Here is a 23,464-nt window from a genome sequence, read left to right as displayed (position 1 = left end):
TAGATCGCGTTACAGGTTACATATAGCGCCGAAATGAGATGTGCCGCACAAAAATAAAAGGTTGCCGATGAATGAGTAACCGAAATTATTACTACAGTGTAACCGTTTTCTATGTTGATCATGTTACGTTTCATCAACATTGTGTTAACCTGTATGTAAAGTGATTGTGATTTTTTGCTCTTGCTGGGGAAGTATTATGAATACGTTACAACTTTCCATCGTCCATCGCTTGCCTAATAGCTATCGTTGGTTGACGGGTTTCGCAGGTTCAAAAGTTGAACCGATTCCGCAGTGCGCGCAAAGCGAAGACGATTGCCTGGTCGGCCTGAAATTGCTCAGCCCGGTAGATAACGCGTGGCAGGTAATGAATAAATTAAGCCAGGCGTTAACCGATATCGAAGTGGATTGCGCCGTGCTGGAGTGTGAAGGCGAGCCATGCCTGTTCGTGGACCGTCAGGATGAATTCGCGGCGACCTGCCGTTTGAAAAACTTTGGCGTTGCGATTGCCGAAACCTTTTCTGGCCAAAATCCTTTCTGAGGATCAGCGCAGCGTAAGCAGCTGGCGGGTATAATCTGCCGCCGGCGAGGCAAACACCTGCCCGCACGGCCCCTGCTCAACCACTTCTCCCTGCTTCAAGACCACCACTTGATGACATAGCGAACGCACCACGTCCAGATCGTGGCTGATGAACAACCAGGCCAGGCGGTGCTTCGCCTGGAGTGATTTCAGCAACGCCAGGATTTGCGCCTGAACGGTTCTGTCGAGGGACGAGGTCGGTTCATCCAGCACCATCAAATCTGGCTTTAGGATCAGCGCGCGGGCAATGGCGATGCGCTGGCGCTGGCCGCCGGAAAACTCCGCCGGATAACGGTGACGGGTTTCCGGGTCAAGCCCCACTTCCTGCATGACCTCTATCACCTGGGCTTCACGCTGCTGGGCGGTCAGTTCAGGATGATGGACCCGCAAGCCCTCTTCAATAATTTGCAGCACATCCAGACGGGGATTGAGCGAAGAGTTCGGGTCCTGAAACACCACCTGGATGCGATGGCGCACCGGTAACATCTGTTTGCGGTTCCACTGGTGCAGCGGCTGCCCGTCGAACCAGATTTCGCCCTGGGAAGGGATGAGCCGTAACAGCGCCAGGCCGGTGGTGCTTTTGCCTGAACCGGATTCGCCCACCAGACCCAGGCTTTCACCGGCCCGCAATTCAAAACTCAGATTACGCAGTGCGTAGTGATGCCCCACAGTGCGGCGGAAAATCCCGCGCCGCAATGGAAACGCGACCTGTAAATCCGCTATCCGCAACAGCACAGGGCTGTCGGCGGGGAGGGCGACCGGATCGCCCTCGGGCTCAGACGCCAGCAGTTTTTGGGTATAAGGGTGGCGCGGCTGGCTGAACAGCGGGCGGGTCGCGTTTTGCTCCACGCACTGGCCGTTTTGCATCACCGCCACGTTATCCGCCAGTTTTTTCACGATATTTAGGTTATGAGTAATAAACAGCAGGCCCATATTCAGCTCGCGTTTCAGCTCATCCAGCAGTTGCAGGATTTGCGCCTGCACCGTGACGTCCAGCGCCGTGGTGGGTTCGTCGGCGATCAGCAATTGTGGCCGGGTCAACAGCGCCATCGCAATCATCACGCGCTGACGTTCGCCGCCGGAAAGCTGATGCGGGTAATCCTTCAGGCGGCTGGCGGGCTGGCGAATGCCTACGCGCTCCATACAGGTGAGTATTTCTGCCCGCGCCGGGTGGCGACGCATTCCCCGGTGCAGCGAAAGCACCTCATAAAGCTGCTTTTCGATGTTATGTAGCGGGTTAAGCGACACCATTGGTTCCTGGAAAATCATGGCGATTTTATTGCCGCGCACCTTACGCAGTTGCGCTTCGCTGGCGTGCAGCAGGCTTTGCCCCTGAAACTGAATATCGCCCTGCGGGTAAACCGCAGGCGGCGATGGCAGCAGGCGCAGAATCGACAGCGCGGTCACGCTTTTGCCGGAGCCGGATTCGCCTACCAGCGCCAGGGTTTCGCCCGCGTTGATGCTGAGTGACACATTGTCCACCACCCGGCGTTCAACGTTATTCTGACGAAACGCGATGGAGAGCCCGTCGATGGAAAGCAGGGGAGCCGTCATATTACGCCACCTTACTGGGGTCGAAGGCGTCGCGCACCGCTTCGCCGATAAAAATAAGCAGTGACAGCAAAATAGCCAGTGAGAAAAAGGCGGTGATGCCAAGCCACGGGGCCTGTAGATTATTCTTGCCCTGTAACAGCAGTTCACCAAGCGACGGCGAGCCCAGCGGCAGACCGAAGCCGAGGAAATCCAGCGAGGTCAGCGTGGTGATAGAACCGCAGAGAATAAACGGTAAAAAGGTCAGGGTCGCCACCATAGCGTTAGGCAGCATATGCCGCCACATAATGGCGCGATCGCTAACGCCCAGCGCCTGAGCCGCGCGAATATAATCAAAATTACGGGTGCGCAGAAATTCCGCACGCACTACGCCCACCAGGCTCATCCAGCCAAAAATTACGGTGATTGCCAGCAGCCACCAGAAATTGGGCTGCACCACGCTGGACAGTAAAATGATTAAAAACAGCGTCGGCATTCCCGACCACACTTCGATAAACCGCTGCCCCCACAAATCGACTTTACCGCCGTAGTAGCCCTGGATCGCGCCCGCCGTTACGCCAATCACGCTGGAGCACAGCGTCAGCATCAGCCCGAATAAAATCGAGATGCGCGTGCCGTAGAGAATGCGCGCCAGCACATCACCGCCGTTAGCATCGGTGCCCAGCCAGTTCTGGCTGGATGGCGGCGAAGGGAAGGGCAGATCGGTGGCGTAATTGATCGCGTTCGCCCCGAAGCGAATCGGCGCCCACAGCACCCAGCCTTGCTGTTCGATGCGCTGCGCCAGCCACGGATCCTGATAGTTTGCCCGGGTCGCCAGCGGGCCGCCAAAATCGCTTTCGCTGTAGTTAACCAGCGCCGGAAAAAACCAGCGATCCTGATAATGCACGACTAACGGGCGGTCATTCGCGATCAGTTCAGACGCCAGGCTTAAAACGAAAATCACCATGAAAATCCACAGCGACCAGAAACCCCGGCGGTTGCGACGGAATCGCGCCCAGCGCGCCTGGTTTACGGGGCTTAAGCGACTCATCCGCGTCCCTCGAAATCAATACGCGGATCGACCAGCGTATAGGTGATATCGCTGAGAATATTCAGCAGCAGGCCGATCAGCGTAAAAATATACAGCGTGCCGAACATCACCGGGTAATCCCGCGACACGGTGGCTTCATAACCTAACAGCCCCAGCCCGTTGAGTGAGAACATCACTTCAATCAATAACGAGCCGGTAAAGAACATGCTGATAAACGCCGCCGGAAAACCGGCGATTACCAGCAGCATGGCGTTACGAAACACATGGCCGCGCAGGATCTGTTTCTCGCCCAACCCTTTGGCGCGGGCCGTGACCACATACTGCTTGCGGATCTCATCGAGAAACGAGTTTTTGGTCAGCATGGTTAACGCCGCAAAGCCGCCAATCACCGTTGCCAGCACCGGCAACGTGATATGCCAGAGATAATCGCTGATCTGCTTATACCAGGGCAGGCTGTCGAAGTTGGCTGACACCAGGCCGCGCAGCGGGAACAGATCGAACCAGGTGCCGCCCGCGAACAACACAATCAGCAATATGGCGAACAGAAACGCGGGAATGGCGTAGCCGACTATAATCAGCGCGCTGCTCCAGACGTCAAACGCACTGCCGTTACGCACCGCCTTGCGAATGCCCAGCGGGATAGAGACCAGGTAGATAATCAATGTGCTCCACAGCCCAAGCGTGATCGACACCGGTAGGCTGTCGCGGATCAGCTCCAGCACCGAGGCGCTGCGAAACAGGCTGTTGCCAAAATCGAAGCGCACATAGTCTTTTAGCATCGTGAAATAGCGCTCATGCAGCGGTTTATCAAAACCGTAGCGCCTGGTGATCTCTTCAATGATTTCCGGGTCCAGACCCCTCGCGCCGCGATACTGGCTGTCGCCGGGATTGCGTACGCCCGCCTGGGCATGGCTTAGGCCAGTCCCTTCGCCGCTCACGCCCGGTATCCCGCCGCCACGGCCAAACTGAATAGCGGAAATCGCCTGGTCCACCGGGCCGCCTGGTGCAATCTGGACGATAAAAAAGTTAATGGTGATGATCGCCCACAGGGTCGGGATAATCAGCAGCAGACGACGAATCAGGTAAGCGCCCATCGTCGCTCCTTAGCGCCGCGCGGCGGGCAGTTTTTCCGCCCGGTTAACGTCATACCACCAGGTATCGAAACCCAGGGAATAGACGGGCGCTACCGCTGGATGGGAAAACTTATCCCAGTACGCGTAACGGTCGGAGGACATATACCACATGGGCAGCATATAGAAATTCCAGGTCAGCACGCGATCCAGCGCGCGGCCCAGCGGCAACAGCTTCTCTTTATCGCCCTGGTTCGCCATGATCTGGGCGATCAGCTTATCCACCACCGGGCTTTTCACGCCGGGGGCATTATAGGTGGAATCAATATATTCCGAGGCCCAGGAGATTTGCAGGTCGGAACTCGGCCAGGGCATGGCGCGCCACAGCGACGGCATCATGTCGTAATCCCGGGTGCGCAGCCGGTTGGTGATTTGCGAGTTATCCACCTGACGAATGTTCAGCGTAATCCCAAGCCGTTCAAGATTGTGCTGGAACGGCAACACCCACTGGTTATTGCCGCCAGAGGAGAGCAGCAGTTCAAAGCTGAACGGCTGGCCGGTTTTCACGTTGACCAGCTTTTGATTTTTCAGCTCCCAGCCCGCCTGTTTCAGCAAGTCGATGGCTTTCAGCAGGTTGTCCCGGTCGAAGCCGTCGCCTTTGGACACCGGCGGCTGATACACGGTGGTAAAGACCTCTGGCGGCAGGTCGGCCTTCATAGGAGCGAGCAGCACCAGCTCATCGGCTTTGGGGTAATCGCGCGCGGCGTATTCGGTATTCTGGAAATAACTGTTGGCGCGGCTGTAAGCGTTGTAAAACAGCGCCTTGTTCATCCATTCAAAATCAAACGCCAGGGTAATGGCTTCCCGCACCCGGCGGTCGGCGAACTGGGGGCGCTGGATATTAAACGCCAGCCAGCGGGTATCAGTGGCTGCCTCGCTTTTCTTTTCTTCTTTTACGATATATTTGCTGTCGAAATTTTTTCCGAGATAGCGGGTCGCCCAGTTTTTGGCGCTGACCTCGCTGCGAAAATCAAACGCGCCCGCCTTGAAAGCTTCAAACGCCACGTTATCGTCGAGGTAATAATCGTAGCGGATAGTGTCGAAGTTCCAGCGTCCACGGTTTACCGGGAGAGTCGCGCCCCAGTAATCTTTCACTCGCGAATAAACCACATACTGGCCCATTTTCCAGGCGGTAATTTTATACGGGCCACTCGCCAGCGGTGGGGTAGAGAGTGGATCGCTCAGCTTATGATCCTTCCAGAAGGCTTTCGGCATTACCGGCAGGGAAAACAACCCCAGCAGGTTTTCTTTACCCGGCGTAGCGAGTTCAATGCGCACCGTCAGCGGCGCAATCGCTTTGACCGTGGTGCCTTTATAGTAGATACGGAACTGGGGGACGCCTTCGGTCATAAACTTTGAAAAGGTGAAGGCGACATCCTCGGCGGTAATCGGGCTGCCATCGTGAAAGCGGGCGCGGGGGTTCATTTCTACTTCCGCCCAGGCATAGTTGTCTGGGTAGCGAACCCGCTCGGCAATCAGCGGGTAATAGCTGGCCGGTTCGTCGTCGGAAGTGGTAAACAAGGCGTCGTAAAGATTTTCGGTGCGCACCGCCGCATTGCCGCGCAGAGCAAAGCGGTTGAAGTTATCAAACGTACCGATGCTGGAAAGCGTGATATTGCCGCCCTTAGGCGCGGCAGGATCGACATAGTCGAAGTGGGTGAAATCCACGGCGTATTTAGGTTCGCCCAGTACCGCCAGCGAATAGCTTTCTTTAATGTCCTGTGTGTATCCCACGGTGCTTATCAGACTAAGCAGTAAAACCAGTGCGCGCGCAAGCATACGATGGCGTGATCCTGTTGTTATCCCGGCGGGCCGCCGGGCTACGCTTTGTCTGTGAATAATAAGTGACGGTCGCGGGATTGTGAAATAAATGTCCCGACAATCTCCCCGAATCGGTTAATGCCCCGATCGCTGACGCTGCCAGTCGATAAGCTGGGCGACACGCACCGGGCGTGAAAAGAAAAAGCCTTGCAGGTAATTTACACCGCGGTCGCGCAGCCATTTGGTTTGTTCCCAGGTCTCAACGCCTTCGGCGACGGTGGTCATATTTAACCGGCGGGCGAGGGTGATCACCGCATCCAACACGGGCGAGGTCACCGTTTCGGTGCCAATGGCGTTAACGAAACCACGGTCAATTTTCAGGTAATCCATTGTGAAGCGCTCCAGATAAATCAGCGCACTGTGCCCGGTGCCGAAATCATCTACGGCAATCTCAAAACCCTGCTGGTGCAGCCATTCAAACAGCGATACCGCCTCTTTCTCCTGAATCATATCCCGTTCGGTGATTTCAAAGACGATCTGGAAATAGTTGTCGGGCAGCGAGGCGGCGAACTGGCAAATATCTTCTTTGAAATCCGGCGAGTGTAGGTGCCCCGGCGCAATATTAACGCCGATTTTAGCGCCCTGCGGCAGGATATCCATCAACAGCGGGACTTCTTTGGCGATCAGCTTAAACAGATGGCGGGTCAGCGGGACGATAAGCTGCTGGGCTTCAGCGAAATTGATAAAGGCGTCTGGCGGGATGGCGCCTGCCGAGGGATGCTCCCAGCGCATCAGCACCTCTGCGCCGGTCATGGTCAGGTTATTCGCTTCCACCACCGGCTGCCAGACAATATAAAACTGATTGCGGCGAATGCCCTGCATGATCTCTTTACCGGAGCGCTGGCGAATATACAGCAGGTATCCGCACAGGCATCCGCCGAGGGTGCCAGCGAAAATGCCGGTCAGGGCCGACAGCGCGACATCTTCTCTGGACCAGGTTCTGCCGTAAATAAAGAGTTTGATGGGGTAATCGGGCAACGTGGCGATACGCAATGGCGGCGACGCCAGGCTGGCGACATTTTGCACGCCGGGCGACGCTGTGGTTATGGCTTTGTCACCGACCACCAGCGCCACGCTTGCCGCATCGCGATGGCGCGAAGTGAACAGCAAATAGGGTGTCAGATTGACATTCAGGGTTGTGAAAATCCCGCGCTGTGCGTTAGCAGGGTTCTGATACCAGATAGCGATAGTCGGTTTACCAGGCATCATCGGCGTACCGGGCATAATTTCTAAATCGACTTTTTGATGCGTATCGATTGCCGGAGCCAGTTTCGCCATGGGTTCCGACATACTGCCTGTCGCTGATGAACAGTACGCCGTGTCGTTATTCACCAGCACAAATGCCCGGACATTAATATTAAACGCCGCGCGGGACGTAAGGTCAGCGGAGACGTGGTTGCACCCTGCCAGGGTGAGCGGCTGTAACGTATCGGCAACCGCTTCGAGATCGTTAAAGTAATCGCGCACGTAGCGTTCAACGCCTTGTGCCAGTATGTCATAGCCCTGTTCTCGCTTGTGGTGTAGCGACAAGGCGTAAAGGGCGGAAGTGATAATCGCCATGACAACGCCGATCATGATGCTCGTCATGATCATTTTCCGTGGCGTCGTCAGATAGCGCGCAAAGATATTGGCTGCTCTCATCCCGGGAGGCTCTCTGTTATCTGCGTAAGTGGGTAGGGTTCCCAGAAAATATAACGTAGTTAATGAAGGGTGTGATCGTTCTGTTTGCGGCAAACAAAAACGCTGCCGAAGCAGCGTTTTGTTGAATAACATCTTTTGGAACAGCCAAGGGAAGCTGACAACAAGATTAACTGCGGGTCAGGACGCGCCGCGCTTCATTGTATCGCTTGTTCCAGTAGGGCTCATCCATACTGGAAATCACGACGCCGCTGCTGGTTGACGCATGAACGAACTGGTTGTTGCCAATATAGATACCGACATGGCGTCCCGTTGAACCTGCGCGGAACAGCACTAAATCGCCGGTGCGTAAACCGTTACGGGAAATGTGTTTACCCATTTCCTGCTGTTCGTAGGTCGAACGCGGCAGTTCTAAACCAAATTGTTCACGGAAGGTACGCTGCACAAAACTAGAGCAATCGATCCCGCTACGGCTGCTGCCGCCAAGGCGATAGCGCACGCCTTTCCAGCTCGCGTACTGGTCCATTAAGCGCGATTTGATATCGACTGAACGAACCATTTGTTCAAATTCATCCTGAGAGGCTTGCAGTAAAAAACTATCGTTACTGCCCACTGCATGCGTCTCAGAATGCACGTTCTTTGCGGTGTTGGTGGAGCTACAAGCTGAAAGCAGTACCGCAACTGCAATCGCAGGGATTACCCGCAAGAAATATCTCACAATCGGTTGAGATGTGACCATGTTGTTTATTTTCCCTTGAAGTCCTTAACGACAAATATCGTTATAAAAAATGCCAAACGTGACGAGACTAATTAGCGAGGCGGGATGAGACAATTCTGGATGTGCAAAAATGTGGATTAACGCACACTATGATTACTCATGAGCCACTATTTAACCGTTTGCCAACAAAGCGAAACCGAGATTACCCGATCGAAACTCGCATGGCGAGCGCTTTTATCTGATTTTTTATAAGAAATTGTGATGTTAAAAAACAAAAATTATATTTAAACAATTATGCAACATTTTTGCGGGTGAAATAAGCAAGTGTTTCATTTCGATGACAATTTTTGCGTTTATTATTTAAGCTAAATTTCCTTGCGCAATAAAAAACCGCCACTTATCGATGACGAAAGTGGCGGTTTATTTTTTGTACAATTTACTGAATATTCGGACTCTGTTTATTCTTCCCGGGCAAATAATAGTTCAGTTGCGTGATTATTTTATCGCTTAGCGGCGTTAATAGCACCCAGGGAAGCCCTACTAAAATTACGGATAACGAGCCCACGAATATATCGGTGAACCAGTGCGCGCCGATCATCATTCGCGGCAGGGAAAAAACCACAAAAATAACCAGGGAAATAGCAAAGGCCCGTGCGCCGAAATAGCGCAGCATAAATCCGCAAAAGATCATCAGCATCATCCCATGATCGCCGGGGAAGCTGTCTTTTGAGGCATCTTTGGTCGGAATATTGAGTAATTCGCTGACACGATGAATATCAGTGAAAAACAGCGTCGGGCTGTGACGCTGCACCGGCAACTGTTGGCCGATTTGGTTCAGCACCACCGCCGTCAGCAACATCACCACGCCCATAATGACAATCTGGCGGCGGCCATACGCTGTCTGCCTGATCCAGTACGACAAGATCAGCAATCCCATCGCCACCAGTGAAAACCCATCAAAAGCACGGTTATTAGTGATCGCCACCAGCCACAAAAACGCGTGATTCTCTACCAGCAGGTTATTGAAGTAGCGGAATATCCCGGAATCCACAGGGAACCAGAATCCGTGGTTTACCGGAATCATCCACGAAAAAAACAGGGCAATACCGGCGATATTCAATAACACAATAAGAGGGAGACGCGTTTTCATGATCTTCATCACAGTCTGAGATTACACCCAGGCAACGTTAGTCGGACTAACTTAAACGAATCTTCAACAAACTTGATTGCAGCGCATTCCAGTCGGCCTGATCGTTATGAATAAGTTCGATGCGGCTGTCCGGTGGCGCGACGTTTTGGGTTTCGATATGCAAGTCCAGCCCCTGGCGGTTGATTCGCACCAGCCCCTCAGGAATACGCATCACGCCTTTTACCCGATCCACCGGGGCCAGCCGCGCCCATTCCAGCAGGCCGATGGTGTCGAATACGGTTTCGCTGTCAAAAATCCATCCGCAGGCGTGATAGCCCTGGCCCTGATTCAGATTGCGCCGCCAGCGCTGGTGGTTGGCTAAATTTAGCGCCGCTAAACCGCGTGCTGACGGATGCGCGTGGCTGTGTTCCTGGCTGGAAGGCAGCTCGCGGGTATTATGGCGCGGCGCGTCCAGCAGGGCGTTATCGATGTGCCCCTGGGTGGCGACCACGATCTGGCGGTTACCGCCGTGCGTTTCCTGCCATTGTTCCAGCGCCTTGAGCGCGGCGGCGTCGGCGCGGTCCTGCTTGTTGGCGATAATAATGTCGGCGGAGGCCAGTTGATCGCGGAAGTTATCATTACTGAGGTATTGCGGCTCCAGCAGTTGCCGGGCGTCCAGCAGGCATAACGTGGCGCGCAGGTCGATCCACGGCTCGTAAACTGGCGCAGTCAGGATATCGAGGATCTGTTTAGGGTGCCCCAGCCCGGTGGGTTCAATCAACAGCCGATCGGGTTTCCCCTGGCGCAGCAGCGTATTCAGGCCAACCTGCATCGGCAGCCCGTTTACACAACACATGCAGCCACCGGGGATCTCTTTCAGCAATGCGCCGCTGTCGGCTAGCAGCGCGCCATCGATGCCCACTTCACCAAACTCATTGACCAGCACTGCCCATTTTTCGGCGGGGTCTTTATTGGCTAACAGATGAAGAATAGTGGTGGTTTTACCGCTGCCGAGAAAGCCGGTAATGAGGTTGGTTTTAGTCACGCAAGGCTCCTGCCGAATCTATACCGCTAAATGCGATAACAAAGTGTAGCCGGTAATCCTGGCTAAAAAAGGCGGCAAAGAGAAGAGGGGGAGCGTATTTGCTCCCCGGGGAATGGGCAATTAACGGCGTGCCAGTCTGGCTACGGAATCACGCGCGCCGGTGCGGCACAGGTTCTGCCAGGCTGCCTTTAGCGTATGGATAAACACTGGATTAGCGGGAAGATCCTGGCCGAAAATTTCTTTCAGAGCCAGCAGCGCGTCCACGCGTTCGTCCTCGCTGCTTTTCTCAACCTGAGCACGAATTTTTTCGACCAGCGGGTCGCGGATATCAATCGGCTCGCCGCTGTCATCCACGCCGCTGACGTAGCGCATCCAGCCCGCCACGCCCAACGCCAGTAATGACCAGTCGCCGCCGTAAGCCAGATGCCAGCGAATGCCGTCGAGCATACGCTGCGGCAGTTTCTGGCTACCGTCCATCGCAATCTGCCAGGTCTGGTGTTTCAGCGCCGGATTGCTGAAGCGTTCGATCAGGCTGTCGGCATAGGCGGTTAAATCCACGCCGGTAATACGCAGTGTGGGGGCCTGTTCGTTCAACATCAATTTGCGGGCGGCGGTTTTGAAGCTCTCGTCTTTCATGCAGTCGGAAATATGTTTGTAACCCGCCAGATAGCCCAGCCACGCCAGGAACGAATGGCTGCCGTTCAGCATCCGCAGCTTCATTTGTTCCCAGGGCAGCACGTCGTGCACCAGTTGAACACCTACCGCCTCCCATTCGGGGCGACCCGCGACGAAATTATCTTCTACCACCCATTGGATAAACGGCTCGGCGCTGATGGCACACGGGTCGTCGACGCCCAGAATCGCGCTGATTTCCTGCAGGGATTCCGGGGTGGCGGCGGGGACAATGCGGTCCACCATGGTAGCCGGGAAAGAAACGTGTTCCGCTATCCATTCCGCCAGCGCTGGCGAGCGCTTTTGCGCCATGCCGATCACCGCCTGGCGCACCACGTGGCCGTTTTCGGGAATGTTATCGCATGACAGCACGGTAAAAGGGTTTAGCCCGCGCGCCTGGCGACGCGCCAGCGCTTCCACCAGCAAACCGGGCGCGGAGTGCGGCGCGTGCGGGTTTTCCAGATCGTGGATAATGCGTTCATTCGTCGCATCAAGCTGCCCGCTGGCCGGATCGATGCAATAGCCTTTTTCGGTAATGGTCAGGGAAACAATGGCCACCTGCGGCTCGCAAAACTTCTCAATAATGGCCTCGAGACCATCCAGCTTTGCATTCAGGCATTCGTTGACTGCGCCAACCACAATCGCGGTATTTCCTTCTGCGCCTTTCTCCAGCACGGTAAACAGATGATCCTGCTCGCGCAGCGCGCTCATCAGCTTATCGCCGCTGAACAGGCTGATTTCGCAGATCCCCCAGTCGCCACCGTTTTTGCGCAGCACCCGGTCCGTCAGTAATGCCTGGTGCGCACGGTGAAACGCGCCGAAACCGAGATGCACGATGCGGCTTTTCAGCGCGCGGCGGTCGTAATCCGGCGTTTGTACGTCGGGCGGAAGAGTAGCGGTGGCGAGGTTTTTCATTATCTGCTTTACCTGATTAACCATTAATTAACATCACCAGTGTAAAGTTATACGACAGCAATGTGAATTGGTGTGCCGGGATAATCTGTAGAGTGTGAAGGGGATCATGCAACCGTAACAAGACACGGTGAGATTCAGAGAAAAAGAGAGGTGCAGGGAAAATGAAATTGGTATGACAGCTTTTAAGGGGAACTCGCAGGCTAAATCGATTTAAGAACCTGCTAATAACAAACAGGGGCATCGCTGCCCCTGAATGATCAATTAATCGGCGCGGCCCATGTAGCGGCGTTCCGGGATGTGAATACGGATTTTATCGCCGTTGCTCAGGTACTCCGGCACCTGAATGACCAGGCCGGTCGACAGGGTCGCAGGCTTGGTGCGGGCGCTGGCGGATGCGCCTTTAATGCCCGGAGAGGTTTCCACGATTTCCAGGTCTACGGTCTGCGGCAGTTCCAGCGCCAGCAACTGTTCGTCCCAGGTCAGTACCTGCATATCCGGCATACCGCCTTCCGGGATAAACAGCAGTTCGTCTTCAATCTGCTCTTTGTTGAAGATAAACGGCGTGTAGTCTTCCGCGTCCATAAACACGTATTCGTTGCCGTCAACGTAGGAGAAATTGACGAAACGGCGGGTCAGCGTAACGGTATCCACGATATCGTCGCCTTTAAAGCGCTCTTCAACTTTCAGACCGGTGCGCACATCGGAAAAGCGCATTTTATACAGCGTGGCCGCGCCACGGGCGCTTGGCGCCTGGATATCAATATCTTTCACCAACAGCAACTTGCCGTTGTAATTGAGAACCATACCTTTCTTTATTTCATTCGCTCTTGGCATTGGGAAAATCCTGTTAATAGGGTCTTATAAAAGATCGCGTCAAACTACTCGTGGCTTGCGGTTGTGGCAAGCGGATTTGTATTTGCTGTAAAAGTCATAGTGCCAGGCGCGGCCGCCTGTTAAAGTCGCCGCTCAATACTTCCCCGGAGCCCAGAATGGAATGCCGTCCAGATTGCGGCGCATGCTGTACCGCGCCCTCTATCTCCACCCCCATTCCGGGTATGCCGCAGGGCAAGCCCGCCAATACGCCCTGTGTGCAGCTTGATGAACATCAGCGCTGCAAAATCTTTATGTCGCCGCTGCGCCCGGCGGTGTGCGCGGGGTTGAAGCCGTCACGGGAGATGTGCGGCGAGTCGCGTCCCCAGGCGATGCAGTACCTTATCTGGCTGGAGGCGCAGACTGCGCCTTAAACGTCTTTAATCCGCAGCAAGCACCACAGCGTCAGCACGATCATCGCCAGCCCGACGTAAAACACGCTATGGAAATTCCAGATTTCGGCAATGATCCCGGCCATCGACCCGGCAATAATCCAGCCTACGCGGGTGGTATTAGTATAAAGCGTGGTGGCGGAACCCGCCTGACCCGGCATTAAATCCTGAAAGTAGAGCATGCCGATACCCGCCAGAATCCCAATATAGATGGCGTTCAGCAGTTGCAGGCCCAGCAGGACGACAGGGTGGTGGAAGGTCAGCATGCCGATATAGAACAGCAGCCCGGCTATGGTGGCGATGCGCATCAGGAAGCGCTTGCCGCAGCGTTTGGCGTAGTAACCGGCGATCAGCATGGTCGGGATCTCCAGCCCGGCAGCCGTGCCCATCATGATCCCCGCCAGTTTTTCCGGGTAATGCAGTTCATTAATGATATAGAGCGGCATATTGATGATGTAGAGGCTGTTGGTGCCCCACATCAGCGTACAGGCAGCGAACAGCAGCAGGGCATCCCGGCGGTTACTGCGCGGCGCTTCGAGTTTAGCGCTCACCGGCACCGGCGTTTTGCGCATTGAAGGCAGTAAAAACCAGACAATCGCTCCGCACAGCACATAGGCGAATGCCGCGCTGATGTACATCACGTCAAAGCCAAATCCCATCGCCAGCGCGTAAGCAATCGGCGGGCCAATGACCCACGCCAGCGACACCTGGGCTCGCAGAATCGAGCTGAACATCACCGCTTCACGACCGGTTTTATCGGCGTGCTCCCGGGCAAGGGCGAACATTTGCGGGTTGGCCGTTGAGCCAAAGCTGCTCAGAAAAACCCCGACAAACAGCAGCACGAAATAGTTGCGGTTCCAGGCGAACAACAGGCTGGCAAGCGCGCCCAGCAGGCAGCAGGCGAAGATCAGCGTTTTGCGGTCGCCTTTTTTATCTGAACGCCCCGCCAGAAACTGGCTCACCATAATGCCGATGATGGCGCTGCCGCTAAAGAAGAATCCAACCATCGCCGGACGGGCGTGAACTTCGGTGGTCAGAAACAGGCTCAGCGTCGGCGTTTGCAATGCGCCAGCAATTCCGGTCAAAAAGGCCACAATTAAGAATGACGCGGACGTGATATCGAACGTGCGTGGGGGGAGTGCGGTGGTGTTGTTAGACATGTTGGAGGTTCAGATTTTAGCAAGGTGCGCAGTTTACGCGCAGCGGCGGCAAATAAACAGGGTGTCAGGTCAATTCCCTGCTTTTTTGAACCGCAGTTTCAGTGCTGAACAGGGGCTGACGGCTGGCTGAAATACCCAAAATAATTTCAGCTAAGTTCAGTGTCGGGCTGCTGAAGTGTGCGGAAACTCAAAAATCTGACATCCCGTTAACAACAAAACTTGCCAGTTTCGGCAGATGCCTACACACTCGCGAAACGTTTCAGCGTCGTCTTATTGGCTTGCCACATTGAGAGGGCGCATTTTTTCTCATGATGGCTGAAACGATTCAATTTCAGCGAGCGAGGAGAGTTATGTTCCAGTTATCTGTGCAAGATATTCACCCAGGCGCCAGCGCCGGGAGTAAAGACGAGGCGATCCGGCAGGTTGCGGCTGCGCTGGCGCAGGCCGGCAACGTGGCTGACGGCTACGTCAACGGTATGTTGGCCCGCGAACTGCAAACGTCCACCTATTTAGGCAATGGCATCGCCATCCCTCACGGCACCACCGACACGCGCGATCAGGTGCTGAAAACCGGCGTTAAAGTTTTTCAGTTCCCGCAGGGTATTGCGTGGGGCGAAGGGCAGACCGCATACGTGGCTATCGGTATCGCCGCCAGTTCCGATGAACACCTCGGTTTATTGCGTCAGCTTACCCATGTGTTAAGCGATGACGACGTAGCCGAACAGCTAAAAAACGCCTCCAGCGCAGAAGAACTGCGCGCCTTGCTGATGGGCGAAAAACAGCAGGCGTCTTTGAAACTCGATAACGACACCGTACAGCTGGACGTTGCCGCCGCTGATTTAACCACGCTACAGGCGCTGAACGCGGGCCGTCTGAAAGCGGTTGGTGCAGTAAACAGCCGCTTTGTCAGCAATGTCATCAACGACACCCCGCTTAATCTCGGCCACGGTATCTGGCTGAACGACAGCGCAGAAGGCAACCTGGTGAGCGCCATCGCCGTCAGCCGCAGCGCGACGCCGTTTGACGTCGACGGGCAGAGCGTGGCGATGCTGTTAACCGTCGTCATGGCCGACAGCCAGCCGGTCACGGTGCTGAAGCGTGTAAGCGATTTGATTATCAACCAGAAAGCGGACCGCCTGGTGAACGCCGATGGGGCAACCCTGCTGGCGCTGCTGACCAGCGATGACGCGCCGCAGGAAGACGTGTTGAGCGCGGAATTCGTGGTACGTAACGAACACGGTTTGCATGCCCGTCCGGGCACCGTGCTGGTAAACACCGTTAAGCAATTCAACAGCGACATTACCGTCACCAACCTCGACGGCAGCGGTAAACCGGCTAACGGCCGCAGCCTGATGAAAGTGGTCGCGCTGGGCGTGAAGCAGGGCCACCGCCTGCGTTTCACCGCGCAGGGTGAAGATGCTGAACAGGCGCTGAAAGCGATTGGCGAAGCCATCGCCGCCGGTCTTGGGGAGGGCGCAGCATGAGCAGACGTGTCGCTACCATTACCCTAAACCCGGCCTATGACCTGGTCGGTTACTGTGCGGACATTGAGCGCGGCGAAGTGAACCTCGTGCGCACCACCGGCCTGCACGCGGCGGGTAAAGGCATTAACGTGGCCAAAGTGCTCAAAGATTTGGGCATTGATGTCACTGTGGGCGGGTTCCTCGGCAAGGACAACCAGGACGGCTTTCAGCAACTGTTCAGCGAACTCGGCATCGCCAACCGTTTCCAGGTGGTTCAGGGCCGTACCCGTATCAACGTAAAACTTACCGAAAAAGACGGCGAAGTCACCGATTTCAATTTCTCGGGTTTTGAAGTGACGCCAGCCGACTGGGAACGTTTCGTGAATGATTCCCTGAGCTGGCTGGGCCAGTTTGATATGGTTTGCGTCAGCGGCAGTTTGCCGTCCGGCGTCAGCCCGGAAGCGTTCACCGACTGGATGACTAAACTGCGCAGCCAGTGCCCGTGCATTATTTTTGACAGCAGCCGCGAAGCGCTGGTGGCCGGCCTGAAGGCCTCGCCATGGCTGGTAAAACCCAACCGCCGCGAGCTGGAAATCTGGGCCGGTAAAAAGCTGCCGGAACTGAAAGATGTGATCGAAGCCGCTCACGCGCTGCGTGAGCAGGGCATCGCCCACGTGGTGATTTCTCTGGGTGCGGAAGGGGCGCTGTGGGTTAACGCCTCTGGCGAATGGATCGCCAGGCCGCCGTCTTGTGAAGTGGTCAGCACGGTAGGCGCGGGGGATTCGATGGTCGGTGGCCTGATTTACGGGCTGCTGATGCGTGAATCCAGCGAACACACATTACGTCTGGCGACCGCTGTCGCGGCGCTGGCCGTTAGCCAGAGCAACGTCGGTATCACCGACAGACCCCAGTTGGCCGCAATGATGGCGCGCGTCGACCTCCAACCCTTTAACTGACAGCAGGAGAGACATAATGAAAACGCTGCTGATAATTGATCCGAGCCTCGGGCAGGCCCGTGCATACATGGCGAAAACCCTGCTAGGCACGGCGGCTCACAAAGCGCACCTGGAAATTATCGATAACCCGAACGACGCAGAACTGGCCATTGTGGTCGGCACCGCGATCCCTGCTGATACCGCGCTGAACGGTAAAAAGGTGTATCTGGGCGATATCGATCGCGCCGTGCTGCACCCCGAACTGTTTCTGGGCGAAGCCAAAGGTAAAGCCGCGCCGTACAGCGCGCCGGTGGCTGCCCCTGCGGCAGCGGCCCCCCTTGCCAAAGGCCCGAAACGCATCGTTGCCGTCACCGCCTGCCCGACCGGCGTGGCGCACACCTTTATGGCGGCTGAAGCTATTGAAACCGAAGCCAAAAAACGCGGCTGGTGGGTAAAAGTAGAAACCCGTGGCTCCGTTGGCGCGGGCAATGCTATCACCCCGGAAGAGATCGCTCAGGCAGATCTGGTGATTGTGGCGGCGGATATCGAAGTGGATCTGGCGAAATTCGCCGGGCTGCCGATGTACCGCACTTCAACCGGTCTGGCGCTGAAGAAAACCGCCCAGGAGCTGGATAAAGCGGTAGCAGAAGCCAAACCGTATGAAGCCCAACAGGCGGCGTCATCGTCTTCTCAGGAAGGCAAAAAACAGAGCGCGGGCGCCTATCGCCATCTGTTGACCGGCGTCTCTTACATGCTGCCGATGGTAGTGGCGGGCGGCCTGTGTATCGCGCTCTCCTTCGCGTTTGGTATCGAGGCCTTTAAAACCCCGGATACCCTGGCGGCGGCGCTGATGCAGATCGGCGGTGGTTCAGCCTTTGCGCTGATGGTGCCGGTCCTGGCGGGTTATATCGCGTTTTCCATCGCGGATCGTCCGGGCCTGACGCCGGGCCTGATTGGCGGCATGTTGGCAGTAAGCACCGGCTCCGGTTTTATCGGCGGTATTCTGGCCGGTTTCCTGGCGGGCTATGTGGCGAAAGCCATCAGCACGAAGCTTAAGCTGCCGCCGAGCATGGAAGCGCTAAAACCGATCCTGATCATTCCGCTGCTCTCCAGCCTGGTGGTCGGTCTGTCGATGATCTACCTGATCGGCAAACCGGTCGCGGGCATCCTCGCGGGCCTGACTCACTGGCTGCAAACTATGGGCACCGCCAACGCGGTCCTGCTGGGCGCTATCCTCGGCGGTATGATGTGTACCGACATGGGCGGGCCGGTGAACAAAGCGGCCTATGCGTTCGGCGTTGGCCTGCTGAGTACCCAAACCTACGCGCCGATGGCGGCGATTATGGCGGCCGGTATGGTGCCACCGCTGGCGATGGGCCTGGCGACGCTGGTTGCCCGTCGTAAATTCGACAAAGGCCAGCAGGAAGGCGGTAAAGCGGCGCTGGTGCTGGGCCTGTGCTTTATCTCCGAAGGGGCGATTCCGTTCGCAGCACGTGACCCGATGCGCGTTCTGCCCTGTTGTATCGTCGGTGGTGCGGTAACGGGCGCTATCTCAATGGCGATTGGCGCGAAACTGATGGCGCCGCACGGCGGTCTGTTCGTGCTGCTGATCCCTGGTGCGATTACCCCGGTTCTGGGTTATCTGTTCGCTATCGTTGCCGGTACGCTGCTGGCGGGTTTGTCATATGCCTTCCTGAAGCGTCCGGAAGCGGAGCTGAACACCAAAACCGCGTAATTTACGCATTAAAGAAAAGGGCAGGTGAGAACCTGCCCTTTTTGCATTTTAAGATGGCTCAGACAGCCACGGCTTCATGCTGCTGCGCCCGCAGCCAGGCGATTTCCTCTGCCCAGATGTCCGGGTTGATGGTTTCCAGAATCAGCGGAATGCCGTCGAAGCGCGCATCGCGCATCAGCCAGCTAAACGGCGTGTGGCCGATGTTGCCTTCGCCCAGGCTGTTATGGCGATCCACCCGGCTGGCAAAGGCGCTTTTGGCATCGTTGAGGTGCATGCCGCGCAGGTACTGAAACCCGACGATGCGCTCGAATTCAGCAAAGGTCTTTTCGCAATCTTCATCGGTACGCAAATCGTAGCCCGCCGCGAAGGCGTGACAGGTATCGATGCACACCCCAACGCGCGTTTTATCTTCCACGCCGTCAATAATTGCCGCCAGATGCTCGAAGCGGAAACCCAGGTTGCTGCCCTGTCCGGCGGTATTCTCAATCACCGCCGTCACGCCGTCGGTTTTCGCCAGTGCAATATTGATGGATTCGGCGATGCGCGCCAGGCAAGCCTCTTCGCTAATCTGCTTGAGATGGCTGCCGGGATGGAAGTTCAGCAGGGATAAGCCCAACTGCTGGCAGCGCGCCATTTCGTCGATAAACGCGTCACGGGATTTCTCCAGCGCCTCATCCACCGGATGGCCGAGGTTAATCAGGTAGCTGTCGTGCGGCAGGATCTGCCCCGGTTTAAAATTATGTTGCTCGCAGGCGGCTTTAAAATTATCGATGGTTTCGCCGCTAAGCGGTGCCGCGCGCCACTGGCGCTGGTTCTTGGTAAACAGGGCGAAAGCGTTCGCGCCAATCTCTACCGCGCGGGTCACGGCCTGCTCCACGCCGCCGGATGCGCTGACATGTGCGCCAATATATTTCATCTCATTCTCCTGTCTGACCTGCAAAGCACGCTTTTTATCATAGCCGCTGCGGTGTGGAAAGCGCCGCGCCGGTTACAGCAGGTGATGCACCGCCAGATTAATCGCGCCGCCGCCGATAATCAGCCAGCCAAACAGCATCAGTGCCATCACCAGCGGTTTAGCACCGGCTTTTTTCAGGGCGCTGACATGGGTGGTAAGCCCCAGCGCCGCCATCGCCATCGCCAGCAGTACCGTATCCAGGGTGATTAACGCCTCCACCAGGGCGACAGGCAACAGGTGGAGCGAGTTAAAAATCGCCACCAGAATAAACAGCACCGCAAACCACGGAATGGTGATTTTGCCGGTTTGGGCGCTGCCGGCCGGAGCCAGCTGTTTTACCCGCGCCGCCAGGAAAATCAAAAACGGTGCCAGCATCATTACGCGCAGCATCTTGGCGATCACTGCGCTGTTTTCTGCATCCGGGCTGATGGCGTGCCCGGCAGCCACGACCTGGGCGACTTCATGCATCGTCGAGCCAATAAAAATGCCGTAATTCTCCGGGCTGAACCAGTGGGCCAGCAGCGGGTACATCAGCGGGTAGATAAAAATCGCCAGGGTACCGAAAATCACCACCGTCGCGACCGCAACCGTCACTTTACTGGGCTCGGCTTTGATCACCGGTTCGGTCGCCAGAATCGCTGCCGCGCCGCAAATGCTGCTGCCTGCGCCAATCAGCCAGCTGGTCTGCCGATCCAGCCCAAAAATTTTCTGCCCTAAAAAGCAGGCCAGTAAAAAGGTACTGCTCAGGGTCAGAATATCAATCACAATCCCGCTGACGCCCACTTCAGCAATTTGCGAAAACGTCAGACGGAAGCCATAAAGAATAATGCCTAAACGCAACAGATGCTGTTTCGCGAACAATACGCCGCCGTCGCACTGCTGCCAGATTTTTGGATACAGCGTGTTGCCGATAACCATCCCGGCGAGGATCGCCAGCGTCAGGGCGCTGAAGCCCGCGCCTGCAACGGCGGGAATAGCGCCCGCCCACAGGGCCAGGCCGGTGAGAGCCGCGCACAGCGCCAGGCCGGGAATAAAATGCCATACCGTATGGCGATGAGTCTGTAAGGTAATTTCTGCCATAACCTTCTCCTTTGTCCGGGAAAAGCTTACGGCGCGGTAGCTTAAAAATAAAATTGATTATATATTTATAATTAATCTTTATAAGTGGTAAGCAGGCGTACTGCTGCCGAAAAGGAAACATTATGCATATCACGCTGCGTCAGTTAGAAGTCTTTGCTGAAGTGCTGAAAAGCGGTTCAACAACCCAGGCCTCGCAAATGCTGGCGCTGTCGCAATCCGCCGTCAGCGCGGCGCTCACCGATCTGGAAGGCCAGCTTGGCGTGCAGTTTTTTGACCGCGTCGGTAAACGGCTGGTGGTCAATGAGCATGGCCGCCTGCTGTATCCGCGTGTGGTGGCGCTGCTGGAACAGGCAGGGGAAATCGAACAGCTGTTCCGCAACGATAACGGCGCGATTCGGGTGTACGCCAGCAGCACCATCGGTAACTACATTCTGCCGGAAATTATTGCCCGCTATCGCCGCGATTTCCCCGATTTGCCGCTGGAACTGAGCGTGGGTAACACCCAGGACGTGGTGAATGCAATTATCGATTTTCGCGCCGACGTCGGGTTTATCGAAGGCCCGTGCCATATGTCGGAAATCGTCACCGAGCCCTGGCTGGATGATGAACTGGTGGTCTTCGCCGCACCGGATAATGCGCTGGTTAACGGGCCCGTTACCCTGGAAAGCCTGGCCGCCGCGCCCTGGATCCTGCGCGAGCGCGGTTCCGGCACCCGGGAAATTGTCGACTATTTACTGCTATCCCATCTGCCGCGCTTCCATCTTTCAATGGAACTGGGTAACTCCGAGGCCATAAAACACGCGGTTCGCCACGGTCTGGGCATCAGCTGCCTGTCGCGCCGGGTGATTGCTGAACAACTGGCGGCGGGCACGCTGGTGGAGCTGGAACTGCCGCTGTCCCGCCCGGTGCGCACGCTGTACCGTATTCATCACCGGCAAAAGCACCTCTCCCGGGCGTTGCAGCGCTTTATCGGCTATTGCGGGCCATAGCGTGAAAAAGCCGTCTTGCACATCCCCCAAAGACGGCTTTACTTATAATCTTCCCCCGATCATGAAGGTCTCTTATAACCGCGATTTTCTGCCACGATATCCGGAAACGCTCTGCTACAATCGCGCCTCATTTTATGGATGGGCATTATTTTTATATGGTTAGCGAAACGAAAACCACACAAGCGCCTGGCTTACGCCGTGAATTAAAGGCGAGACATCTGACCATGATCGCCATTGGCGGCTCTATTGGCACCGGGCTTTTTGTCGCCTCTGGCGCGACCATTTCCCAGGCGGGCCCCGGCGGCGCGCTGCTTTCTTACATTCTGATCGGCCTGATGGTGTATTTCCTGATGACCAGCCTCGGCGAACTGGCGGCGTATATGCCGGTTTCCGGTTCGTTCGCTACTTATGGCCAGAAATATGTGGAAGAGGGCTTCGGCTTCGCGCTGGGCTGGAACTACTGGTACAACTGGGCAGTGACCATCGCCGTTGACCTGGTGGCCGCACAACTGGTGATGACGTACTGGTTCCCGGACACCCCCGGCTGGATCTGGAGCGCCCTGTTCCTCGCCATTATGTTCCTGATTAACTACATTTCGGTGCGCGGTTTCGGTGAGACCGAATACTGGTTCTCGCTGATCAAAGTGACCACGGTGATTGTATTTATCATCGTCGGCATCCTGATGATCCTGGGCATCTTCCAGGGTTCGCAACCGGCGGGCTGGAGCAACTGGACAATGGGCGAAGCGCCATTCGCTGGCGGATTTGCCGCGATGATCGGCGTGGCGATGATCGTCGGCTTCTCTTTCCAGGGCACCGAGCTTATCGGCATTGCGGCGGGCGAATCCGAGAACCCGGAAAAGAACATTCCGCGCGCGGTGCGCCAGGTGTTCTGGCGTATCCTGCTGTTCTATGTGTTCGCTATTCTTATCATCAGCCTGATTATTCCTTACACCGATCCGAGCCTGCTGCGTAACGATGTCAAAGACATCAGCGTCAGCCCGTTCACCCTGGTGTTTGAGCACGCGGGCCTGCTCTCTGCTGCGGCCATCATGAACGCGGTGATCCTGACGGCGGTGCTGTCGGCGGGTAACTCCGGCATGTATGCCTCAACCCGTATGCTGTACACCCTGGCCTGTGATGGCAAAGCGCCGCGTATCTTCGCCAAACTGTCCCGTGGCGGCGTACCGCGTAACGCACTGTATGCCACTACCGTAGTTGCCGGCCTGTGCTTCCTGACCTCGATGTTCGGCAACCAGACCGTGTACCTGTGGCTGCTGAATACCTCGGGGATGACTGGCTTTATCGCCTGGCTGGGGATTGCCATTAGTCACTACCGTTTCCGTCGCGGCTACGTGATGCAGGGCCGTGATATTAACGATCTGCCGTACCGTTCCGGGTTCTTCCCGCTGGGGCCAATCTTCGCCTTCGTCCTGTGCCTGATTATTACGCTCGGCCAGAATTATGAAGCCTTCCTGTCTGATACCATCGACTGGGGCGGCGTGGCGGCGACCTATATCGGCATCCCGCTGTTCCTGATTATCTGGTTCGGCTACAAGCTGACGAAGGGCTCGCACTTTGTGAAGTACAGCGAAATGGAATTCCCGGATCGCATTAAAAAATAACGGCTTAAGGCGCGGATCCCGCGCCTTTTTCTTT

20 protein-coding genes are annotated in these 23,464 nt (G+C 56.1%); 7 read left to right on the top strand and 13 right to left on the bottom strand.

Annotated features, from left to right (window positions below; genetic code table 11):
* The first annotated feature begins 196 nt into the window (after nt 1-196).
* The gene (locus tag ACVV26_RS14870) at nt 197-538 is read left to right on the top strand and encodes a YejG family protein (RefSeq protein WP_125291609.1); all 342 of its coding nucleotides are present in this window, start codon (nt 197-199) and stop codon (nt 536-538) included.
* 3 nt (nt 539-541) lie between these two features.
* On the opposite strand, the gene yejF is transcribed toward ACVV26_RS14870, so the two are convergent.
* The 10 genes from yejF to yeiP all read right to left on the bottom strand — a co-directional run bounded on the left by yejF (nt 542) and on the right by yeiP (nt 13,060).
* Nucleotides 542-2,131: a microcin C ABC transporter ATP-binding protein YejF gene (yejF, locus tag ACVV26_RS14865; RefSeq protein ID WP_474797986.1), complete on the bottom strand. Its 1,590-nt coding sequence runs from the start codon at nt 2,129-2,131 to the stop codon at nt 542-544.
* A 1-nt stretch (nt 2,132) separates the two neighbouring features.
* Nucleotides 2,133-3,158 carry a microcin C ABC transporter permease gene (locus ACVV26_RS14860; protein WP_474797984.1) on the bottom strand — a complete coding sequence of 342 codons (1,026 nt, stop codon included), beginning with the start codon at nt 3,156-3,158 and terminating at the stop codon, nt 2,133-2,135.
* The gene (locus ACVV26_RS14855) at nt 3,155-4,252 is read right to left on the bottom strand and encodes a microcin C ABC transporter permease YejB (protein ID WP_474797982.1); all 1,098 of its coding nucleotides are present in this window, start codon (nt 4,250-4,252) and stop codon (nt 3,155-3,157) included. The genes ACVV26_RS14860 and ACVV26_RS14855 overlap by 4 nt, the downstream gene beginning before the upstream one ends.
* A 9-nt stretch (nt 4,253-4,261) precedes the next feature.
* Nucleotides 4,262-6,067, bottom strand: coding sequence for an extracellular solute-binding protein (locus ACVV26_RS14850; RefSeq protein WP_474797980.1), 1,806 nt, complete (start codon nt 6,065-6,067; stop codon nt 4,262-4,264).
* A gap of 117 nt (nt 6,068-6,184) precedes the next feature.
* Nucleotides 6,185-7,750, bottom strand: coding sequence for a cyclic di-GMP phosphodiesterase (locus tag ACVV26_RS14845; protein ID WP_474797978.1), 1,566 nt, complete (start codon nt 7,748-7,750; stop codon nt 6,185-6,187).
* A 166-nt stretch (nt 7,751-7,916) separates the two neighbouring features.
* On the bottom strand, nt 7,917-8,486 hold the full coding sequence (gene mepS / locus ACVV26_RS14840) for a bifunctional murein DD-endopeptidase/murein LD-carboxypeptidase (RefSeq protein WP_312978397.1): 570 nt from the start codon (nt 8,484-8,486) through the stop codon (nt 7,917-7,919).
* A 415-nt stretch (nt 8,487-8,901) separates the two neighbouring features.
* Nucleotides 8,902-9,615 carry a phosphatase PAP2 family protein gene (locus ACVV26_RS14835; RefSeq protein WP_474797976.1) on the bottom strand — a complete coding sequence of 238 codons (714 nt, stop codon included), beginning with the start codon at nt 9,613-9,615 and terminating at the stop codon, nt 8,902-8,904.
* A 46-nt stretch (nt 9,616-9,661) separates the two neighbouring features.
* On the bottom strand, nt 9,662-10,639 hold the full coding sequence (locus ACVV26_RS14830; protein ID WP_474797974.1) for a CobW family GTP-binding protein: 978 nt from the start codon (nt 10,637-10,639) through the stop codon (nt 9,662-9,664).
* Nucleotides 10,640-10,759: 120 nt separating this feature from the next.
* On the bottom strand, nt 10,760-12,226 hold the full coding sequence (locus ACVV26_RS14825; RefSeq protein WP_474797972.1) for a mannitol dehydrogenase family protein: 1,467 nt from the start codon (nt 12,224-12,226) through the stop codon (nt 10,760-10,762).
* Nucleotides 12,227-12,487: 261 nt separating this feature from the next.
* A complete protein-coding gene (gene yeiP, locus ACVV26_RS14820; RefSeq protein ID WP_312978405.1) occupies nt 12,488-13,060 on the bottom strand; it encodes an elongation factor P-like protein YeiP in 573 nt (190 codons plus the stop codon).
* A 155-nt stretch (nt 13,061-13,215) separates the two neighbouring features.
* Here yeiP and ACVV26_RS14815 point away from each other — a divergent pair, with 155 nt between their 5' ends.
* Complete coding sequence (locus tag ACVV26_RS14815; RefSeq protein WP_312978407.1) at nt 13,216-13,470, top strand: YkgJ family cysteine cluster protein; 255 nt, start codon at nt 13,216-13,218, stop codon at nt 13,468-13,470.
* Here ACVV26_RS14815 and setB read toward each other — a convergent pair.
* On the bottom strand, nt 13,467-14,648 hold the full coding sequence (gene setB, locus ACVV26_RS14810; protein ID WP_474797970.1) for a sugar efflux transporter SetB: 1,182 nt from the start codon (nt 14,646-14,648) through the stop codon (nt 13,467-13,469). The genes ACVV26_RS14815 and setB overlap by 4 nt on opposite strands.
* Before the next feature lie 350 nt (nt 14,649-14,998).
* Here setB and fruB point away from each other — a divergent pair, with 350 nt between their 5' ends.
* Genes fruB through fruA form a run of 3 tightly spaced genes read left to right on the top strand, consistent with a single transcriptional unit; the run spans nt 14,999 to nt 18,781 of the window.
* The gene (fruB, locus tag ACVV26_RS14805) at nt 14,999-16,132 is read left to right on the top strand and encodes a fused PTS fructose transporter subunit IIA/HPr protein (RefSeq protein ID WP_474797968.1); all 1,134 of its coding nucleotides are present in this window, start codon (nt 14,999-15,001) and stop codon (nt 16,130-16,132) included.
* The gene (fruK, locus tag ACVV26_RS14800) at nt 16,129-17,067 is read left to right on the top strand and encodes a 1-phosphofructokinase (protein WP_125291623.1); all 939 of its coding nucleotides are present in this window, start codon (nt 16,129-16,131) and stop codon (nt 17,065-17,067) included. The genes fruB and fruK overlap by 4 nt, the downstream gene beginning before the upstream one ends.
* 16 nt (nt 17,068-17,083) lie before the next feature.
* Nucleotides 17,084-18,781, top strand: a complete 1,698-nt coding sequence (gene fruA, locus ACVV26_RS14795) for a PTS fructose transporter subunit IIBC (protein WP_474797966.1) — start codon at nt 17,084-17,086, stop codon at nt 18,779-18,781.
* Nucleotides 18,782-18,839: 58 nt separating this feature from the next.
* Here the strand turns inward: fruA and nfo are convergent, their stop codons facing one another.
* Both nfo and ACVV26_RS14785 read right to left on the bottom strand, forming a co-directional pair.
* Complete coding sequence (gene nfo / locus ACVV26_RS14790) at nt 18,840-19,697, bottom strand: deoxyribonuclease IV (protein ID WP_474797964.1); 858 nt, start codon at nt 19,695-19,697, stop codon at nt 18,840-18,842.
* A gap of 72 nt (nt 19,698-19,769) precedes the next feature.
* Nucleotides 19,770-20,816 (bottom strand): YeiH family protein, encoded by a 1,047-nt coding sequence (locus ACVV26_RS14785; RefSeq protein WP_474797962.1) that lies wholly within the window; start codon nt 20,814-20,816, stop codon nt 19,770-19,772.
* 122 nt (nt 20,817-20,938) lie between these two features.
* Here ACVV26_RS14785 and yieE point away from each other — a divergent pair, with 122 nt between their 5' ends.
* Together yieE and ACVV26_RS14775 are read left to right on the top strand one after the other, a co-directional pair.
* Complete coding sequence (gene yieE, locus ACVV26_RS14780; RefSeq protein ID WP_474797960.1) at nt 20,939-21,805, top strand: DNA-binding transcriptional regulator YeiE; 867 nt, start codon at nt 20,939-20,941, stop codon at nt 21,803-21,805.
* Between the two features lie 155 nt (nt 21,806-21,960).
* Nucleotides 21,961-23,430 (top strand): amino acid permease, encoded by a 1,470-nt coding sequence (locus ACVV26_RS14775; RefSeq protein ID WP_474797958.1) that lies wholly within the window; start codon nt 21,961-21,963, stop codon nt 23,428-23,430.
* The last annotated feature ends 34 nt before the right edge of the window (nt 23,431-23,464 follow it).

The sequence above is a fragment of the Atlantibacter sp. MEI4A-1023 genome (assembly GCF_056155425.1).
Note: the sequence above shows the minus strand (reverse complement) of the source record. Positions and strands in the feature narration are given on the sequence as shown.

Coding starts and splice junctions, on each gene's coding strand:
- ACVV26_RS14870 (WP_125291609.1), top strand. CDS start 197: ATGAATACGTTACAACTTTCCATCGTCCATCGCTTGCCTAATAGCTAT.
- yejF (WP_474797986.1), bottom strand. CDS start 2,131: ATGACGGCTCCCCTGCTTTCCATCGACGGGCTCTCCATCGCGTTTCGT.
- ACVV26_RS14860 (WP_474797984.1), bottom strand. CDS start 3,158: ATGAGTCGCTTAAGCCCCGTAAACCAGGCGCGCTGGGCGCGATTCCGT.
- ACVV26_RS14855 (WP_474797982.1), bottom strand. CDS start 4,252: ATGGGCGCTTACCTGATTCGTCGTCTGCTGCTGATTATCCCGACCCTG.
- ACVV26_RS14850 (WP_474797980.1), bottom strand. CDS start 6,067: ATGCTTGCGCGCGCACTGGTTTTACTGCTTAGTCTGATAAGCACCGTG.
- ACVV26_RS14845 (WP_474797978.1), bottom strand. CDS start 7,750: ATGAGAGCAGCCAATATCTTTGCGCGCTATCTGACGACGCCACGGAAA.
- mepS (WP_312978397.1), bottom strand. CDS start 8,486: ATGGTCACATCTCAACCGATTGTGAGATATTTCTTGCGGGTAATCCCT.
- ACVV26_RS14835 (WP_474797976.1), bottom strand. CDS start 9,615: ATGAAAACGCGTCTCCCTCTTATTGTGTTATTGAATATCGCCGGTATT.
- ACVV26_RS14825 (WP_474797972.1), bottom strand. CDS start 12,226: ATGAAAAACCTCGCCACCGCTACTCTTCCGCCCGACGTACAAACGCCG.
- yeiP (WP_312978405.1), bottom strand. CDS start 13,060: ATGCCAAGAGCGAATGAAATAAAGAAAGGTATGGTTCTCAATTACAAC.
- ACVV26_RS14815 (WP_312978407.1), top strand. CDS start 13,216: ATGGAATGCCGTCCAGATTGCGGCGCATGCTGTACCGCGCCCTCTATC.
- setB (WP_474797970.1), bottom strand. CDS start 14,648: ATGTCTAACAACACCACCGCACTCCCCCCACGCACGTTCGATATCACG.
- fruB (WP_474797968.1), top strand. CDS start 14,999: ATGTTCCAGTTATCTGTGCAAGATATTCACCCAGGCGCCAGCGCCGGG.
- fruK (WP_125291623.1), top strand. CDS start 16,129: ATGAGCAGACGTGTCGCTACCATTACCCTAAACCCGGCCTATGACCTG.
- fruA (WP_474797966.1), top strand. CDS start 17,084: ATGAAAACGCTGCTGATAATTGATCCGAGCCTCGGGCAGGCCCGTGCA.
- nfo (WP_474797964.1), bottom strand. CDS start 19,697: ATGAAATATATTGGCGCACATGTCAGCGCATCCGGCGGCGTGGAGCAG.
- ACVV26_RS14785 (WP_474797962.1), bottom strand. CDS start 20,816: ATGGCAGAAATTACCTTACAGACTCATCGCCATACGGTATGGCATTTT.
- yieE (WP_474797960.1), top strand. CDS start 20,939: ATGCATATCACGCTGCGTCAGTTAGAAGTCTTTGCTGAAGTGCTGAAA.
- ACVV26_RS14775 (WP_474797958.1), top strand. CDS start 21,961: ATGGTTAGCGAAACGAAAACCACACAAGCGCCTGGCTTACGCCGTGAA.